Raw genomic sequence first — 18,303 nt, forward strand, 5'->3', positions numbered from 1 at the left:
GGGAACGCTTTAACACAAATCCGGTAAGAATGCTCTTCCATAAATTGAATCAATTGTAACGAAAGTGCATTTCAAGCCTATTTCAATGCGCGACAGCCAGTTGCTCGGCTGGCTGGCGCAAGGTGCTGGTTGCAGCCCGTTCGATACGCTTACCCGTTTCCTTGTCGAAGAAGTGGAGCTTCTCCAGCGCAATCGCCAGCGACATTTCCTGCGGCATGTCCGTTTCGGCGGAGCAAGCAACTGTCAGGGCCTGATCTGCCACCATGCCGTGGACGAGACGCTGTGAGCCGAGCTCTTCGATGTAATCCACCCGGAATGGTAAGCCCTGCTCATCGGTGCGAGCGATGCGAAGGTCTTCAGCACGCATACCGACGGTGACAGAGCCAGACGTCGGGGCGTAGCCATTGAGCGACAGCACGACGGGGCCAATGGCAAGACTGTCGCCGTGCAGTTCGCCCGACAGCAGGTTCATGGCGGGTGAGCCAATGAAGCTGGCGACGAAGGTGGAGGCGGGCTTGTGATAGACCTCCAGCGGCGCGCCGATCTGTTCGATGCGACCGGCATTCAGCACCACAAGGCGATCCGCCAGCGTCATGGCTTCGAGCTGATCGTGGGTGACATAGATGGAGGTGGTGCCGAGACGGCGTTGCAGGCGCTTGATTTCGCCGCGCATGGACACGCGCAGCTTGGCATCGAGGTTCGACAGCGGCTCATCGAAGAGGAAGGCGGCTGGTTTGCGCACGATGGCACGACCCATGGCGACACGCTGACGCTGGCCGCCGGAGAGAGCGCGCGGCTTGCGATCCAAATAGGGCTGAAGCTCCAGCATGCGGGCGGCTTCCGCCACACGCGCATCGATCTCTGCCTTCGGCGTCTTGCGGTTTTTCAGGCCGTATTCCAGATTCTGGCGCACCGACATATGCGGGTAGAGCGCGTAATTCTGGAAGACCATAGCGATGTCGCGGTCGGCCGGTTCTACGTCATTGACGACGCGGTTGCCGATGCTGACCTTGCCATCGGAAATTTCCTCCAGACCCGCGACCATGCGCAAAAGCGTGGACTTGCCGCAGCCCGAGGGGCCGACGAGCACGATGAACTCGCCGTCCTTGATGGAGATATCCACATCGTGGACGGCGCGCATGCCGTTGGAATAATCCTTGCAGACCTGACTGATTTCGATCTCGGCCATATCAATATCCTTTATTTGTCGCTTTCGGTAAGGCCCTTGATGAACCAGCTCTGGAAGATCACGACGATCAACACAGGCGGCAGCATAGCCAGAACGGCGAGCGCGAAGGCTTCGTTGTAATCGGGAATTTGCGAGCCGACCCAGACTTGCAGGATCGATTTTATGCCGCGCATGATGGTGAAGAAGCTCTCATCATTGGTCATCAGCATGGGCCAGAGATACTGGTTCCAGCCATAGACGAACATGATGATGAAGATGGCGGCCATCATGGTGCGGGACAAGGGCAGGAGAATATCGATGAAGAACTTCACGGGACCTGCGCCATCGATACGGGCGGCCTCCAGAATTTCATCTGGCACTGCCTTGAAGAACTGGCGGAAATAGAAAGTCCCAGTGGCCGAGGCCAGAAGCGGCACGATGAGGCCTGTATAGGAGTTCAGCAGTCCAAGTTTGCTCATGACCTCATAGGACGGCATGATGCGCACTTCGAGCGGCAGAAGCAGGGTGGTGAAGATGATCCAGAACGCGAACGTCGCAAAACGAAAGCGGAAATAGACGATGGCGTAGGCCGCGAGCATCGACAGCACGATCTTGCCAACGGCAAAGCCGATGCCGAGGATCAGCGAGTTTATGACCATGTTCAGGCCGGTGATCTGACCGGTGAACCCACCCTTCTGGGTTAGGACCTTTTCGTAGGTGCCGACGAAATTATCGCCTGGTAAAAGGGTCAGGCCATTCATGTGAATCTGGGCTGCCGTGTGGGTCGATGTCATGAAGGCTACGAGGACCGGCATGATCAGAAACAGCGAACCGATGATGAGGATCAGATGATCGAGGGGTTTTGTCTTGTACATATCGGATATCCCTCAACCGTAATGGATGCGTTTTTCGAGGAAACGGAACTGAATGACCGTGAGCACGAAGACGACGATCATCAGAATGACCGATTGCGCCGAGGAGCCACCGATATCGTTGCCGCGGAAGCCGTCCAGATAGACCTTGTAGACAAGGGTAATCGGGTTGTTGGCAGCCTTGTCCTTCACCATCACGTCGATAACGGCGAAGGTATCGAACAGCGCGTAGGTGATGTTGATGATGAGCAGGAAGAAGGCAGTGGGCGCGAGCAACGGCATGATGACCGTCCAGAAACGGCGAAAGCCGTTGCGGCAATCGATGAATGCGGCTTCGCGCACCGAGACGGGCACGCTTTGCAGGCCTGACAGGAAGAAGATGAAATTATAGGGGATTTGCTTCCAGACCGACACGAAGATCATGGCAAAGGCGGTGTCGAAATAATTGACGCCGACCTGCATGTGCCATCCGAGGAAGGCGGCCATCTTGACGAAGGTGCCAATATGCTGATCGAAAAACATCATGCCGATGAGGCCAGCCACCGGCGGCGCGATGGCATAGACCGAAATCAATATCGTCTTGTAGGCGGCGCTGCCCCTGATAATCGCATCCGCTTTGACCGCCAGCAGAAGGCCGAGCGCCAACGAAAATATTGTGACCAGCGTGGTGAACAGCACGGTGAACTTGGCAATGTTGAGATATTCGGCGCTGAACAGGACGTCGGTGTAATTGGCCAGCCCGACAAAGGTGGAGCCGAAGCCGAAGGGGTCTTCGATATAAAAGGACGACTGCACCGCCTGTACCGACGGCCAGTAGAAGAAGACGAAAATGACGATGAGCTGCGGCGCAATCAACAGGTAGGGGAGCGGGGATGCGGAGAATTGCACCCGTTTTGCTGGTTCCGCCATCGCGATAGGCTTCTTCGCCTTGGTGGCGTTGCCGGGAATGGGTCGGACGAGACCCGGCTGGGACGAGGTATAGGCCACGCGCGCAAACCTTTGTGTGTTATGGACCTTGATTTCAGTCTCGAAGAAAGGTCCGTGGATTGAGGCAGGACGTCCGCCTCTTCACGGCGTCATCCTCGGCCTTGTGCCGAGGATCCATTCCCGTTGCGACAGCCGCTACGTGGGTAGATGCCCGGGACAAGCCCGAGCATGACGACAGAATGTGAGGCACGCCTGTAAACAGTTCACGGACCTCTCCTCATCAAGAGGAGAGGTCCGCCTATTTTCACGTATCAGCCAGCCGTCTTTGCGAAACGGGCCAGCAGTTCGTTACCTTCCTTCTCGATGATCTCGAGGGCTTCCTTTGGCTGTACTTCGCCAGAGAAGATGCGGCCGTATTCACGTTCCATCACAGTGCGGATCTGTGGGTAGAAGCCGAGGCGGTAGCCCTTGGACCATTCGCCGCCTGGAAGGGAAAGCTGCTTGATGCCGACTTCGGCAACCGGCTGCTTTTCGTAGTAGCCTTCCTTCTTTGTCAGCTCGTAAGCAGCCTGTGTGATGGCGACGTAGCCGGTTGCCTGGTGGTAGAACTTCTGGATTTCAGGCGATGTCAGGAACTGGAAGAAGTCTGCAACGCACTTGTTTTCTGCTTCCGGCTTGCCGGACATGGCAAACAGTGCAGCGCCACCGATAAAGGAGTTGGTGCCAGCACCCTTGATGGAGCCCCAGTACGGAAGGAACGTTGCCGAAAACGGCATCTGTGCCGTCTTCTGCAGGCCACCAAAGGAGCCGGAAGAACCGATCCAGAGTGCAACCTTGTTTTCTTCGAATGGCTTCTGGTTATCGTTCCAGCCAGCACCGTAATAGGCGAAGTAGCCCTGATCCTTCCAGGATTTGAGCTTTTCGAACATCATGACGAGGTTCGGGTCGGTCACCTTCAGCTTGGTGTCGACAACGCTGTCGTAACCATTGTTGTTAGTGGCGAATTGCAGGTTGTTGCGCGAGAAGAAGTTCTCGGTGAACTCCCATGTCAGCTGCGTCTGAACGAGCGGAATGAAACCGGCTTCCTTCAGCTTGGGGGCTGCTGCTTCGAATTCTTCCCAGGTCTTTGGTGCTTCGACGCCAGCCTTTTTCAGGGCTTCGGTGTTGAAATACATGATAGGGGCGGAGGAATTGAACGGCATGCCGACGAACTTGCCATCAGCGGCAGCGAAGAAGCTGCGTACGCCGGGAATGAAGGCTTCGCGGTCGAACTTGTAGCCGGCTTTGGTGATGATGTCTTCAGCAGGAATGACAGCGCCCTTGGCGTTGATGATGGTGGCAGCACCGGCATCAAAAACCTGAAGAATGTTCGGCTGATCGCCGGAGCGGAAGGCAGCGATGCCGCTGGCCAGCGCTTCTTCATAGGTACCCTTGGAAACCGGCGTTATCGCGCAGGCGCTCTGAGCGGCGTTGAACTTCTGGGACACTTCATTGATGACTTCGCCATTGCGGCCACCCATGCCGTGCCACCAGGTGATGTTGGTCGCCGCCATGGAAGACGTCGCCGAAAACGTGATGGCCATTGCGGCCATGGAAAATTTCTTGATCATGGTTTCGATCCTTTACCGCCCTTGTTTGGGTGAGGATGCGAATAGGCCCCTTCCGTGACGGGCCGTTTACAGTTTTATGGCAGATTTATTACAGGTTAAACCGATTAGACCGCTCAAAAAGACAAGGATGGCGCCGGGCCGCAACCCTAAAATGCATCTATGAAATGTTTTGGTAGGCGGCGCGGTAGAACGGCGACGATATCGAAGCGTAGGGATAGCGTTGCTGCATCTCGGCGACGCGACAGCCAGAGATCGGCGGCAGCGCGGATGCGTTTTTGTGAGGCGTAACTAACCGCGTCGACGGCACCGGTTTCAGAGGCACGTGCCTTGACCTCGATGAAGGCGATCACGTCCCTCTTGCGGACGATGAGGTCGATCTCGCCGAGCTTTGTTCGGTGGCGTAGGGCAAGGATGCGGTAGCCCTTGAAGATGAGATAGAGGGCGGCCCAATATTCCGCAGCATGGCCGCGCCTTTCCGCCTTGCGTCTTTGCCCCGTTCGCCCCTCAGCCGCCATCGCTGCCCTTCATATCCAGCAGGCGCTGATAGAGTTCCTTGCGCGGCAGACCGGTGAGCTTTGCTGCCTCTGCCGCTGCCTTGGCGGCGGGCATGGTGGAAACGAGGTCTTTCAGCAGCTTTTCGACATCTTCCATATCGGGAATTTCATCATAGGACGGCGGCTCGATGAGCAGCACGATCTCGCCTTTAACGACGCGGTCTTCATTATAAAAGTCGGCCAGTTCAGCCAGCGTGCCACGTCGGAACTCTTCAAAGGTTTTCGTCAGTTCCCGGCACACGACAGCACGGCGGTTCGGCCCCAGCACGTCCGATGCGACCTTGATCGTGGCGCAGATACGGTGCGGGGATTCGAAGAACATCATGGTCGCCGGTATCTTCGACAGTTCCGAAAAGCGGTCGCGTTTGCCCTTGTCCTTGACCGGCAGAAAGCCTGCAAACATGAAGGCGTCGCTCGGCATGCCGGAACCGACAAGCGCTGCCAGAGGTGCAGAAGCGCCGGGGATCGGCACGACACGGTGGCCTGCGTCCAGCGCCATCTGGCCCAAGCGATAGCCGGGATCGGAGACGAGCGGTGTGCCTGCATCCGACACCAGTGCCACGGATTTTCCGGCATCCAGCGCGGCAATGAGCTTGGGGCCTGCCTCTTCGGCATTATGTTCGTGATAGGAATACGGGCGGTTGCGGATGCCATAACGGTCGAGCAGAATGCGGGTGACGCGGGTGTCTTCGCAGGCGAGGACATCGGCAGACGCCAGCGTTTCCAGCGCGCGAACGGTGATATCGCCGAGATTGCCGATGGGTGTCGCCACCAGATAAAGTGCTGCCTCTATCGGCCGGGCCGGTATGGTATGTCCGCCAACCTTGAAGCCGCGTCCGTTACCATCAGGGCCTTCGCCATTTTCACCAACAGGTGCTTCATCTGTCACTGCTTCATTCCCGTCATGTCTATTCCAAGCCTTTATGGGCAAGACGGGGCCTATGAACAAGGGCAGTTGTGGCGCGCCGGGCTGTGGACCGTGTTGTATTGCGTGGAAATAAGGGAATGAAGTGGCATGGCCTCTTGCATTTTCCTTGGGAACTCTGCCATTTTGCCCGTCCACATTATCCGGCCCTCAAGCTGGAGAAGACTATCTTGGTGATCCGGATGATACGGGTTGCAACGGTTGAAAGCGGTAGTGTCCATGCGTATTACTCTCGAGCGGTCGAACCTTCTGAAATCGCTGAACCACGTTCATCGCGTGGTGGAACGGCGCAACACCATCCCCATTCTGTCCAACGTGCTGCTGCGCGCATCCGACGCCAAGCTGGACATGAAGGCGACCGACCTCGATCTCGAAATTACCGAGGCGACACCGGCCATGGTCGAACAGGCCGGATCGACCACCGTTCCTGCGCATCTTCTCTATGAAATCGTGCGCAAGCTGCCGGATGGTTCGGAAGTGCTTCTGGCGACCAATCCTGATGGTTCCTCGATGACGGTGACCTCGGGCCGCTCCAAGTTTTCGCTGCAATGCCTGCCGGAAACCGATTTCCCCGACCTGACGGCGGGCACCTTCAGCCACAGCTTCAAGCTGAAGGCTGCCGACCTGAAGATGCTGATCGACCGAACCCAGTTTGCGATTTCGACCGAAGAGACGCGTTATTACCTGAACGGTATTTTCTTCCACACCATTGAAAGCGACAACGACCTGAAGCTGCGCGCCGTGGCTACCGACGGTCACCGTCTGGCGCGCGCCGATGTCAAGGCACCCTCGGGTTCCGAGGGCATGCCGGGCATCATCATTCCGCGCAAGACGGTTGGCGAGTTGCAGAAGCTGGTGGACAATCCCGAGGTGGAAGTGACGGTCGAAGTGTCCGACGCCAAGATCCGCATCGCTATCGGCGACATCGTTTTGACCTCCAAGCTGATCGACGGCACTTTCCCTGATTACCAGCGCGTCATCCCGACCGGCAACGATAAGGAAATGCGCGTCGATTGCCAGACTTTTGCCAAGGCCGTGGACCGCGTGTCTACGATTTCTTCCGAGCGTGGCCGTGCGGTGAAGCTCGCGATTACAGAGGGGCAGTTGACACTGACGGTCAACAACCCAGATTCAGGCAGCGCGACTGAAGAAGTCGCCGTCGGCTACGAGCACGACGGCATGGAAATCGGCTTTAACGCCAAGTATCTGCTAGATATCACAGCTCAGCTGTCCGGCGAAGATGCGATTTTCCTGTTGGCCGATTCCGGCTCTCCGACACTGGTTCGCGACACCGCAGGCGATGATGCGCTCTATGTTCTGATGCCAATGCGCGTCTAGCACCAACATCTGCTAGAGATAAATTCGACGCCGGTGAGCCTCCTCACCGGCGTTTTTGTTTGCGGTTTTTTTCACTTTCGTTAAGATTTCCTCGCTGCGACATTTTCCATTGTCTTTACGACAAGGCGACAACATATCGCCATAGTTTCCACAAATGTTGTCGCGCATAATCAAAGGGGGACCATGATGGGACTGAGCCTGAAAGAGCGCTTCGGCAGAAAATTCGAAGAAGAAATCCGTTTCTTCAAGGGAATGGTGAACCAGCCGAAAAAGGTGGGCGCCATCGTTCCGACCTCTGGCGTAACCGCGCGGCGCATGGCGAGTGTCATCACCCCGCAATCGGGCCTTCCCGTGCTGGAACTGGGACCTGGCACAGGCTGCATCACCAAGGCGATCCTCGGACGCGGCGTGAAGCCTGAAAATATCACTGCCATCGAGTATTCTACCGATTTCTATCAGCAGCTTTTGCGCAGCTATCCCGGCGTCAACTTCATTAATGGGGATGCCTTCGATCTGGATACGACGCTTGCCGCACAGAAAGATCAGATGTTCGACTGCGTGATTTCAGCCGTGCCGATGCTGAACTTCCCGATGGCTGAGCGCATCCGCCTTCTGGATGACCTGCTGAACCGCGTGCCGCATGGCCGCCCGGTGATCCAGATTTCCTACGGCCCGGTCTCGCCCATCGTCGCCCAACCGCATCTCTACCACATCCGCCACTTCGACTTCGTGGTACGCAACATTCCACCGGCCCAACTGTGGACCTATACACGGGCCTGAGCTAGGCTTCGCGTATGTACGCGCTTTACATTACCCATCCGCAGGTCCGGATCGAGGCCGATGTGCCGGTTCCGGACTGGTCTCTTTCCGATATCGGAGCACATCGCGTCCGAAGGGCAGCAGCCCTTCGCTGGGCCAAAGCGTTGCGGCGTATCGTTTCGAGCAGCGAGAAAAAGGCGGTGGAAACGGCGCGGATCTTCGCTAGGGCGGGCGGTGTCGAGGTCGAAACCGCCGCCAACATGCACGAGAATGACCGCAGCGCGACCGGGTTTTTACCACCCGATGAGTTCGAGCGCGCGGCAGACTGGTTCTTCGCCAACCCGCAGGCAAGCTACAAGGGTTGGGAGACGGCAGCGGATGCGCAGATGCGGATCGTCGGCGCTGTCGAAGCCGTTCTCGCCAGCCATGATCCGGCAGAGCCCATTGCCTTCATCGGCCACGGCGCGGTCGGCACTCTGCTGAAATCACACCTCGCGCGCGACGTCATAAGCCGTCGCGGCGACCAGCCAACGGGTGGTGGCAATATCTTCTGTTTTGCTCTTGCAGACCGCAGCCTCACATGCGACTGGACGGCAATGGAACAGTGGCAGGGGATGACGCTATGACTGCACGTGAACGCCTGATCGTTGGGCTTGATCTTCCAACCGTGGCCGAGGCCGAGACAATCGTCAACGCCCTTGGCGACGACGTCCTGTTCTACAAGATCGGCCACCAGCTGGCCTTTGCGGGCGGTCTCGAATTTGCCCGTGACCTTGCTGAAAGTGGCAAGAAAATCTTCCTCGACATGAAGCTTCTCGACATCGACAACACCGTCGCATCCGGCGTGGAAAACATTGCCAAGATGGGCATGACCATGCTGACGCTGCACGCCTATCCCAAAGCCATGCGGGCGGCGGTGAAGGCGGCGGAAGGCTCGGGACTGACGCTTCTGGGCGTGACCGTTCTGACCTCCATGGATGATGCGGATTTGATCGAGGCCGGATATCAGGGCGACGCACGTTCGCTGGTGCTGAAGCGGGCGCAACAGGCACGGGACGCAGGCATGGGCGGCATTGTCTGCTCGGCTGAAGAATCCGCTGCGGTTCGCGATATTGTCGGCTCCGATATGGCTGTCGTAACCCCCGGCATTCGCCCGAAGGGTGGCGATGCGGGCGACCAGAAGCGGGTAATGACGCCATTCGACGCCATTAAAGCCGGTTCGAGCCACCTCGTTGTGGGCCGCCCTATTGTGAAGGCTGCCAACCCCAAGGCGGCTGCGCGCGCCATTCTGGATGAAATGACACAGGCGCTTTAAGGAGAAAACGATGGCCAAGGGTTACTGGATTGCCCGCGTGGATGTGAATGACGCGAAACGCTATAAAGACTATGTTTCCACAGCAAAGCCTGCCTTCGAGCGGTTTGGCGCAAATTTTCTGGCACGCGGCGGTGCGGTGACGCAGCTTGAAGGGCAAGGGCGCGCACGCAATGTCGTGATCGAGTTTCCTTCAGTACAGCATGCGCTGGATTGCTATCACTCCGAAGAGTATCAGGCTGCGCTGAAAATTCGCAAGGAAACCGCCGATAGCGACCTCATGATCGTCGAGGGCGCTTGACCGTCATCGGCTCTGTAGTCATGGGACTTTCAATGCGAATGCGGTTCTCTCTTCCCGTTGCATCGGCTTTGAGCTAAGAGACGGAAACGCTATATTCAACGCTTCGCAGGAGCCTCCCATGCCTTTGGCCAACCTTCCCCCTCTCGTCACCGTTTTTGGCGGTTCGGGCTTCGTCGGACGGCATGTGGTGCGTTTTCTGGCTAAGCGCGGTTACCGCATTCGCGTCGCTGTTCGCCGCCCTGATCTGGCTGGCTTTTTGCAGCCGCTGGGCAATGTCGGGCAGATTTCCTTTGCCCAGGCCAACCTGCGTTACAAGGACTCCGTCGCCAAGGCCGTCGAAGGTGCGGACCATGTGGTCAACTGCGTCGGCATTCTGTTCGAGAGCGGTCGCAACACATTCGACGCCGTGCAGGAATTCGGTGCGCGCGCCGTGGCCGAAGCTGCCAAGAACGCCGGTGCGACGCTGACGCATATTTCTGCCATCGGCGCTGACGCCAATTCCTCGGTCGGCTATGCCCGCACCAAGGGCCGCGCCGAAGCCGCCATCCGCTCGGTTCTGCCGGATGCTATCATTCTGCGCCCTTCTATCGTGTTCGGACCAGAAGACGATTTCTTCAACAAATTTGCGGGCATGGCGCAACGCCTGCCGTTCCTGCCGCTGATCGGCGGCGGCCACACCAAGTTCCAGCCCGTCTATGTCGAAGACGTGGCCGAAGTCGTTGCTCGCAGCGTCGATGGTGCTTTGAAGGCTGGCGCGACCTATGAACTCGGCGGTCAGGACGTCATGACGTTCCGCGACTGTCTTGAGGCGGTACTGGCTGCAACCTATCGCCAGCGCCCGCTGGTCAACCTGCCCTTCGGCATTGCCTCGCTGATGGGTAAGATCGCATCGCTCATCCCGCTGGTGACGCCACCTTTGACGTCTGATCAGGTGACGATGCTGAAGACCGACAATGTCGTTTCCAGCGACGCGGAAAGCGCCGGTCTGACGCTGGATGGCCTTGGCATTACGCCTGTTCGGGTCGCTTCCGTTCTGCCATCCTATCTGGTGAGCTATCGCACGAACGGCCAGTTCAGCAATGCCGGCAAGGCTGCCTGAAAAAAGATTGCAACCAATCTGAAGCTCGTGCGTTGAGCCCCCAACGAGTGGCGGCATACGTCGTTACTTTGCATCGTCATGTGGGGGCACATCATGAAAATTGTATTTCTCGGCACTGAGCGTGGCACAAGGGCAACTGTGGACAAGAGTTCGCATTAACCCGGTGTTCAGCAAGCTGCTTTATTGATAAACGCCACATCCAACACACATTCCCCAACCTAACAATCAAAGCGCTGCGGCTTGAAGCCGTTTCGTTCATCGTCTGAAAGGCAAGTATCAAATGGGCAGGTCTATCGCACTCTTTTTTGCGTGTGCGGCGTTGGTTGTTCTGGCAGGTTCGTTCATGGCACCCGGTACGGTGGCAGCTGGCAAAACCGGTTGTTCGCCTGCATATGGCGTCGATCCATGCGCAACGAGCTCAATCTCGGCAAACTGATCTCTCAAACACAGAGCGTGTTGCAGGATTTTCTAAAAGCGCCATCGCTCCCACGACGGCGCTTTTTTCATGGGTCTAAACCCAGCATGGTACGGCGAAAGTGCCGTTGCATAAGCGCCATCGTTAAACATGTCTTAAAAAAGCTGAACTTATAGTTTCTGGACAGCGCCAGCTTTCCACGCCACGTGGCGATAAAAGACAATCCATTCCTTGAATCCAAAAAAAATTGAGTGCCGATGCCAACTCTCTATCATTCCTCGATGTCGACGGCTTCCCGTTTCGTTCGGCTGATCCTGACCGAGTATGGTTTTCAGGCCGATCTGGTCGAAGAGCAGCCATGGGAAAAGAGACGCGAGTTTCTGGCACTGAACCCGGCGGGAACGCTGCCGGTCTATCTCGATGACAATATGCGCTCGCTCTGTGGGCCCTATGTTCTCGCAGAATTCCTGGACGAGACCCATGGTGTGTTGAAACGCGACAGGCGTCTGCTGGCCGAAGACCCGTTTCAGCGCGCGGAAATCCGCCGCCTGACGGAGTGGTTTCTGCAGAAGATGGAGACCGACGTGACACGCCCGCTTGTGCGTGAGCGCGCCTACAAACTGCAAATGTCCACCGCGCAGGGTGGAGGCCCGCCAGACAGCAAGCTGCTGCGCACCGCGCGCTCCAACGTGCACCAGCACATGAAGTATCTGGAATGGCTGGCCGGTTCCCGCACCTGGCTTGCAGGCGAACGGTTGAGCTATGCCGACCTTGCCGCAGCAGCCTCCGTCTCGATCCTCGACTATCTCGGCGAGATCAACTGGCTGGAAGCACCGATTGCCAAGGAGTGGTACCAGCGGATGAAATCGCGGCCATCCTTCCGGCCACTGCTGGCCGAGCGCGTGCCTCGCCTTGCGCCCTCCTCGCACTATGCGGATTTGGATTTTTAAGTCTGGCGCGCGAATTCAATATATACGGGCTTCATATATAATGATGCACGGTGCGGCTTGCCTGCGCTTCACATCAGGAGAGTAGCCATCGAAACGGCACAGGCAAAGCAGGAGCTGAAAGCCCGCAAGCTGACGGACTTCGTTCGTGCGGAAGCGGCGTCGCTCGGCTTCGATCTCTGTCGCATAACATCTCCCGACAGCATTCCGCTCGCGCCCGAACGACTGCGCGAATTCCTCGACAGCGGTTATCATGGCACGATGGGCTGGATGGAGGAGACGGAGGCGCGGCGCGCGGACCCGAAGACCCTGTGGGGCGACGTGCGGTCCGTCGTCATGTTCGGGCTGAACTACGGGCCGGAAGAAGACCCACGCGGTATTCTGAACAAGCCCGACAAAGCTGCTATTTCCGTCTATGCCCGCAACCGTGATTATCACGACGTGATCAAGGGACGGCTGAAGGAGATCGCCACCCGCTTTGCGGCGCGCGCGGGTGAAAACGTGAAGGTCTTCGTGGATACCGCGCCGGTCATGGAAAAGCCGCTGGCGGAAGCCGCTGGGTTAGGCTGGCAGGGCAAACACACCAACCTCGTCAGCCGCAGCCACGGCTCCTGGCTGTTTCTGGGCAGCATGTTCACCACAGCTAACCTCTGTCTCGACGAGGCGGAGCGCGACCATTGCGGTTCCTGCCGGGCTTGCCTCGATGCCTGCCCGACAGATGCTTTTCCAGCGCCCTACAAGCTGGATGCACGGCGCTGCATTTCCTATCTTACGATCGAGCACAAGGGTTCGATACCCCACAAGTTCAGACCGATGATCGGCAATCGCATCTATGGCTGCGACGACTGTCTTGCCGCCTGTCCGTGGAACAAGTTCGCGGCAAGCGCTTCCGAGATGAAATTGCAGGCCCGCGATGACCTGAAGGAGCCGGATATTGCCTTTCTTCTGACGCTTGATGATGCGGCGTTTCGCGCCTTTTTCAGTGGATCGCCTGTCAAGCGCATTGGTCGAAACCGGTTCGTGCGTAACGTCCTGATGGCAGCAGGAAACTCTGGCAATGCCGAATTCATTCAGCAATGCCAGATACTTGCGCAGGACGCATCGCCGGATGTGCGGGGCATGGCGGTGTGGGCGCTGTCAAGATTGATGGACAGGTCATACTTCAATGCCTACGCTGAAGGCCGCATGCCCGAAGACGATTCGGACGTGCTGGACGAGTGGAGCATGGCAGGAGTTTAGATGTCGCATCTGATGATTTTGGGCGCTGGGTATTCCGGCAAGGCCATTGCCAGGGCGCTTCAAGGCAAGATCGACAGGGTCTCCGGTACCACCCGCAGCGAGCTCAATATCTCCACCTTGCAATGTCTGGCTATCGCCCCCTTCATTTTCGATGGTGAGACGTTGAACGACGAATTACGGACGGAGTTGCGCAGCGTGACGCACCTCGTGCAATCCATCGCACCCGGCGCATCGGGCGATCCATTTCTGCGCCTTTGCCAAGGCGATCTGAAAAACCTGATGCCGAACCTGCAATGGACGGCCTATCTTTCGACCGTTGGCGTCTATGGAAACCATGACGGTGCCTGGGTGGACGAGGAAACGCCATGCCGCCCGGTCTCGGCCCGCTCGCGTGAGCGTGTGGAAGCGGAGGAGGCATGGGCAGCCGCAGCGCGGGATGCCGATGTGCCCCTATGCGTGCTGCGTCTTTCCGGCATTTACGGCCCGGGCCGCAATGGTTTCGTCAATCTTGAAAAGGGTACGGCGCGGCGTCTGATCAAGAAGGATCAGGTGTTCAACCGCATCCGCGTCGAGGACATTGGCAGCGCGACGGCGTTCCTGATTGACGCCCACGCCAACGGCATTTTCAACGTGACGGATGACGAGCCCGCACCGCCACAGGATGTCGTTACCTTCGCCGCCGACATGATGGGCGTGGAGCCGCCGGAAGAGCAGGAGTTCCAAACTGCTGAACTCAGCCCTATGGCCCGTTCCTTCTATGGTGAGAACAAGCGGGTCTCGAATGGCAAGTTGCGCGAGATGGGTTTCGATTTCGCTTACCCGGACTACCGTCACTCGCTGCGGGAGTTGTGGCAGGACGGTCTCTGGCGAGATGAATAACCGTTCATATTCGATGCGATGGAAAATCCATCCAAGGGCACTTCTGGAGAATATTTTAATCGCATTTTCGCCGATTTAACCAATTGTTAAGGGGCAAATTGGCTAAAATTTTCATGCTTTGGAAAATTATTTCACTACGAATTCGTGATTGGACCGACGTTAACGACTCCCTGCAACGCTATTCCCGCTAATTGTTGATTCTAAATAAATTTTTGCTGAATCCATCGAAGGCTATCAAAATTCACAAACGACTTTCTCATCACGAATATTACAGTCTGTAACACTTCGTGATTAGCCCTTGGCCATTTTTTGCCATTTTTCGCTCGCCCTACACTCATCGCAATTCATTTGCCTAAAGTTTATCGGCCCAGTCTACGGGGATCGAGCCGAGTATCAGGGAAGCACAGTTTGACGAATATCCGACGCATAACTATCGCGGCTGCAACTATAGCTGCCTGTTCCATCATCACTCCACTTCAGGCAAATGCCGGTACCGGCTGCGGCGGCGCATCATGGTATGCACTGACCTCCAAGACGGCTTCAGGCGAGCGGATGAATCCTTCCAACCTCACTGCCGCGCATCGCTCCTTGCGCTTCGGCACCAAGGTCAAGGTTACCAATGCACGCAACGGCAAGGCCGTCGTGGTTCGCATCAACGACCGTGGCCCGTTCATCAAGGGACGCGTGCTCGATTTGTCCAAGGCAGCCGCCAAGAACATCGGCATGGTCAGCTCCGGCACCGCCAAGGTCTGCTACGAGATCATGGCATCCAACTAATCCGACTCCCTGAAAGCGTTTTTTAGGGAATTCTTGGTGAAGGCTTGCCCTTGCCACCATTCGCGTCTACCAACCCGGACACATTGTGAATGAGGTAGAAAATGCGATTGGGCGGACGTTTGGCCGGGGCTATCGAAGTGTTGGCGGATATCGAGGCGCGCAGACGCCCCGTCGCCGACGCACTGAAGGACTGGGGACTGGCGCATCGTTTTGCCGGTTCCGGTGACAGGGCTGCCATCGGCAACATCGTTTACGATGCCCTGCGCATGAAGCTTTCCCACGCATGGCTGATGGACGACGAGAGCGCGCATGCGCTGGGGTATGCCGTGATGTTGCGCCAATGGGGCAAATCCGCCGAACAACTGGTTGCCGAATTCGATGGCGACAAGTTCGCGCCGGAACCCTTGTCGGAGGTGGCTCTATCAGCATTTGCCTCGCGTGCGCTGTCGGACGCACCGTCTCATGTCCAAGGCGACATTCCCGACTGGGTGCAGGCCTCCTTCGAGGCAACATTCGGCGACGACTGGCTGCGCCAGGCCAAGGCGCTGAACGAGCGTCCAACGCTTGACCTGCGCGCCAACACGTTGAAGGCCAACCGCACCAAGGTCATCAAGGCACTGGAAGACGCCAAGGCAGAGGCGACCCGTCTTGCCCGCCACGGCGTGCGCATTGCCGCCGGTGAAGGCCCATCGCGTCTACCCAATGTCACCGCCGAGCTGTCTTTCCAAAAGGGCTGGTTCGAGGTGCAGGACGAGGGATCGCAGATCGTGGCCGATCTGGCCGGTGCGCAGGAAGGTGAGCAGATTCTCGATTATTGCGCAGGCGGCGGTGGCAAGACGCTGGCGATGGCTGCGACCATGAACAACAAGGGGCAGGTTCACGCCTTCGATGCCGACCGCAAGCGTCTGGCTCCCATCATCGAACGCCTGAAGCGGGCAGGCACACGCAATGTGCAGGTACATGACCGCGCGGATGCACTGGAGCGCTATCAGGGCAAGTTTGATCGCGTGCTGGTGGATGCCCCCTGCACCGGCACCGGCACATGGCGTCGCCGACCGGATACGAAGTGGCGGTTGAACGAACGCAATCTCGAAGAACGGGTGGAACAGCAGGCTCAAGCGCTGGATCAAGCCAAGCTTTACGTGCGCCCGGGCGGTGAGCTCGTCTACGTCACGTGTTCCGTGCTACCAGAGGAAAACGAACGTCAAGTGCGCCGCTTCTGCGCCGACAATCCCGAATTTTCCATCCGCTCGGCCCTAGACCGCTGGACCGGTCTGTTTGGTGCAGATGCCGTCAAACCCCATTCAGTGGATGGCGAGACACTGACGCTGACACCGGCGACGACGGATACCGATGGGTTCTTCTTCTGCGCCATGAAGCGCAAGGCCTGATTGGCGCCGCCAAACGCTTATCTGAAACTTGTCACAACCCTTGTGAAATGACGGATTTGACCAAAGTCAAAATCCGGCAGTCTGGTTGGAAAGCTTCTAAACTAGAATATTTGACACAAGTTTGTGATTGGTTCAGAACTCGCCTTCACGGCCTCGTTACGAGAGGGCTGATAGGAGAGATCATGTTCCGCAAAACCTTATCCAGCGCAAGTCTGGCGCTTCTGGCCGCATCGGTGGCCCTCACCGCACTTCCTGTCCGCGCTGCGACTGATCCGGCTGCCGTGGTCAAGCATTATGCGGAACTGGGTCATGCGAAATATCAGGATGCGCTGACGATGGCCGAAACGCTCGACAAGGCCATCGACGCGCTGATCGCGACGCCCAGCGACGCCACGCTGAAAGCTGCGCGTGAAGCCTGGATCAAGGCCCGCGTCCCCTACCAGCAGACCGAAGTCTACCGCTTCGGCAACCCGATCGTTGACGAGTGGGAAGGCAAGGTCAACGCCTGGCCGCTGGACGAGGGCCTGATCGACTATGTCGATGGTTCCTATGGCACCGAAAGCGACGAGAACGAGCTTTACACCGCAAACATCATCGCCAACAAAAAGATCAAGGTCGGCGGTGAAGAGGTCGATGCCTCCAAGATCACGCCGGAGCTGATCCAGAGCCTTGCGGAAGCGGGCGAAGTGGAAGCCAACGTCACAACAGGTTACCACGCCATCGAGTTTCTGCTGTGGGGCCAGGATTTGAATGGCACCGGACCGGGTGCGGGCAACCGTCCTTACACCGACTACGACACCAAGAACTGCACGGGTGGCAATTGCGACCGCCGTGCCGATTACCTCAAGGCCGCCTCCACGCTGCTGGTTTCGGACCTGAAGGAAATGGTTGCCAACTGGGCACCGGATGGCGAAGCGGCAAAGACGGTGGAAGCCGACCCGAAAAAGGGCCTGACCGCCATTCTGACCGGCATGGGCTCGCTGTCCTATGGCGAGTTGGCAGGCGAGCGCATGAAGCTCGGCCTTCTGCTGCATGATCCCGAAGAAGAGCATGATTGCTTCTCCGACAACACCTATAACTCGCACCTCAATGACGCCATCGGCATCGCCGCTGCCTATAGCGGTGAATACACGACGGTAGACGGTAAGAAGTTGACCGGCCCTTCGCTCTCCGAACTTGTTGCCGCCAGCGACAAGGCGCTGGATGCGGAAATGAAGGCGAAGCTGAACAAGACGCTGGACGCCATGCATGCCATGGAAAAGCGCGGCCAGACCGTGGAAGCCTATGACCAGATGATTGCCGAGGGCAACAAAGAGGGCAATGCCGTTGTGCAGACTGCCATCGACGGGCTTCTGGACCAGACCAAGACCATTGAGCGCGTGATTGCGGCGCTGGATCTGGGCAAGATTCAGCTGGAAGGTTCCGACAGCCTGGACAGCCCGAACGCCGTGTTCAAGTAAGACGATGATGCAGGCCGCGTGGGTGACATGCGGCCTGTCTATTGCTGCCAGACGTTTTGCAGGCGGATCATTTTGCGAAGAACGAGGTTCACTCCCCCCGAACTGGCATGGCAGTGGGACTACCGCTCCCCCAAACCCGATGTGTAAGGTTTCATGAGACATTTGCGGCAACGACGCCTTTTCTGTCTTCTGTTTATCTTGGCAGCGTGCAGTATCGCCATAACCTACGACAGTGCGCTTGGTTTAACCCCCTCTGTCCTGCCGGACATCTCCCCCACAGGTGGGGAGATTGGCCAGTCTCACGCTCTTCGCTTCATCCGCGACGTTGAA

General features: G+C 57.6%; 18 protein-coding genes. 12 read left to right on the top strand and 6 right to left on the bottom strand.

Annotated elements, in window-relative coordinates:
• Positions 1-82 precede the first annotated feature (82 nt).
• The 6 genes from HRR99_RS00870 to rsmI form a co-directional block, all read right to left on the bottom strand.
• Complete coding sequence (locus HRR99_RS00870) at positions 83-1,189, bottom strand: sn-glycerol-3-phosphate import ATP-binding protein UgpC (protein ID WP_233122426.1); 1,107 nt, start codon at positions 1,187-1,189, stop codon at positions 83-85.
• Between the two features lie 11 nt (positions 1,190-1,200).
• The gene (ugpE, locus tag HRR99_RS00875; RefSeq protein WP_112497766.1) at positions 1,201-2,043 is read right to left on the bottom strand and encodes a sn-glycerol-3-phosphate ABC transporter permease UgpE; all 843 of its coding nucleotides are present in this window, start codon (positions 2,041-2,043) and stop codon (positions 1,201-1,203) included.
• Between the two features lie 12 nt (positions 2,044-2,055).
• A complete protein-coding gene (locus HRR99_RS00880; RefSeq protein WP_233122427.1) occupies positions 2,056-3,027 on the bottom strand; it encodes an ABC transporter permease subunit in 972 nt (323 codons plus the stop codon).
• 251 nt (positions 3,028-3,278) lie between these two features.
• Positions 3,279-4,577 carry an extracellular solute-binding protein gene (locus HRR99_RS00885; protein ID WP_233122428.1) on the bottom strand — a complete coding sequence of 433 codons (1,299 nt, stop codon included), beginning with the start codon at positions 4,575-4,577 and terminating at the stop codon, positions 3,279-3,281.
• Positions 4,578-4,723: 146 nt separating this feature from the next.
• Positions 4,724-5,092 (bottom strand): YraN family protein, encoded by a 369-nt coding sequence (locus HRR99_RS00890; protein ID WP_233122429.1) that lies wholly within the window; start codon positions 5,090-5,092, stop codon positions 4,724-4,726.
• Positions 5,082-5,939: a 16S rRNA (cytidine(1402)-2'-O)-methyltransferase gene (gene rsmI / locus HRR99_RS00895; RefSeq protein WP_233123531.1), complete on the bottom strand. Its 858-nt coding sequence runs from the start codon at positions 5,937-5,939 to the stop codon at positions 5,082-5,084. The genes HRR99_RS00890 and rsmI overlap by 11 nt, the downstream gene beginning before the upstream one ends.
• 336 nt (positions 5,940-6,275) lie before the next feature.
• Between rsmI and dnaN the strand changes: the two genes are divergently transcribed.
• From dnaN to HRR99_RS00955, 12 genes are all read left to right on the top strand, one after another.
• Positions 6,276-7,394 (top strand): DNA polymerase III subunit beta, encoded by a 1,119-nt coding sequence (gene dnaN, locus HRR99_RS00900; RefSeq protein WP_111839993.1) that lies wholly within the window; start codon positions 6,276-6,278, stop codon positions 7,392-7,394.
• A gap of 186 nt (positions 7,395-7,580) precedes the next feature.
• Positions 7,581-8,174, top strand: a complete 594-nt coding sequence (pmtA, locus tag HRR99_RS00905) for a phospholipid N-methyltransferase PmtA (protein ID WP_233123532.1) — start codon at positions 7,581-7,583, stop codon at positions 8,172-8,174.
• Positions 8,175-8,188: 14 nt separating this feature from the next.
• Entirely contained in the window at positions 8,189-8,779 is a 591-nt protein-coding gene (locus tag HRR99_RS00910) for a histidine phosphatase family protein (RefSeq protein ID WP_233122430.1), read from the top strand.
• Positions 8,776-9,468: an orotidine-5'-phosphate decarboxylase gene (gene pyrF, locus HRR99_RS00915; RefSeq protein ID WP_233122431.1), complete on the top strand. Its 693-nt coding sequence runs from the start codon at positions 8,776-8,778 to the stop codon at positions 9,466-9,468. The genes HRR99_RS00910 and pyrF overlap by 4 nt, the downstream gene beginning before the upstream one ends.
• A 10-nt stretch (positions 9,469-9,478) precedes the next feature.
• Positions 9,479-9,766 (top strand): DUF1330 domain-containing protein, encoded by a 288-nt coding sequence (locus tag HRR99_RS00920; protein ID WP_233122432.1) that lies wholly within the window; start codon positions 9,479-9,481, stop codon positions 9,764-9,766.
• 118 nt (positions 9,767-9,884) lie between these two features.
• Complete coding sequence (locus tag HRR99_RS00925; protein WP_233122433.1) at positions 9,885-10,865, top strand: complex I NDUFA9 subunit family protein; 981 nt, start codon at positions 9,885-9,887, stop codon at positions 10,863-10,865.
• A 672-nt stretch (positions 10,866-11,537) separates the two neighbouring features.
• A complete protein-coding gene (locus HRR99_RS00930; protein ID WP_112497758.1) occupies positions 11,538-12,230 on the top strand; it encodes a glutathione S-transferase family protein in 693 nt (230 codons plus the stop codon).
• Between the two features lie 87 nt (positions 12,231-12,317).
• On the top strand, positions 12,318-13,466 hold the full coding sequence (gene queG / locus HRR99_RS00935; protein ID WP_233123533.1) for a tRNA epoxyqueuosine(34) reductase QueG: 1,149 nt from the start codon (positions 12,318-12,320) through the stop codon (positions 13,464-13,466).
• Positions 13,467-14,345, top strand: a complete 879-nt coding sequence (locus HRR99_RS00940; RefSeq protein ID WP_233122434.1) for an SDR family oxidoreductase — start codon at positions 13,467-13,469, stop codon at positions 14,343-14,345. It begins immediately after the preceding gene.
• 408 nt (positions 14,346-14,753) lie between these two features.
• A complete protein-coding gene (locus tag HRR99_RS00945; protein WP_233122435.1) occupies positions 14,754-15,122 on the top strand; it encodes a septal ring lytic transglycosylase RlpA family protein in 369 nt (122 codons plus the stop codon).
• A 101-nt stretch (positions 15,123-15,223) separates the two neighbouring features.
• Positions 15,224-16,513 (top strand): RsmB/NOP family class I SAM-dependent RNA methyltransferase, encoded by a 1,290-nt coding sequence (locus HRR99_RS00950; RefSeq protein ID WP_233122436.1) that lies wholly within the window; start codon positions 15,224-15,226, stop codon positions 16,511-16,513.
• Between the two features lie 182 nt (positions 16,514-16,695).
• Complete coding sequence (locus HRR99_RS00955) at positions 16,696-17,973, top strand: imelysin family protein (RefSeq protein ID WP_233122437.1); 1,278 nt, start codon at positions 16,696-16,698, stop codon at positions 17,971-17,973.
• Positions 17,974-18,303: the final 330 nt, after the last annotated feature.

Origin of the sequence: Agrobacterium vaccinii (assembly GCF_021310995.1) — a bacterium.
GTDB lineage: Bacteria > Pseudomonadota > Alphaproteobacteria > Rhizobiales > Rhizobiaceae > Agrobacterium > Agrobacterium vaccinii.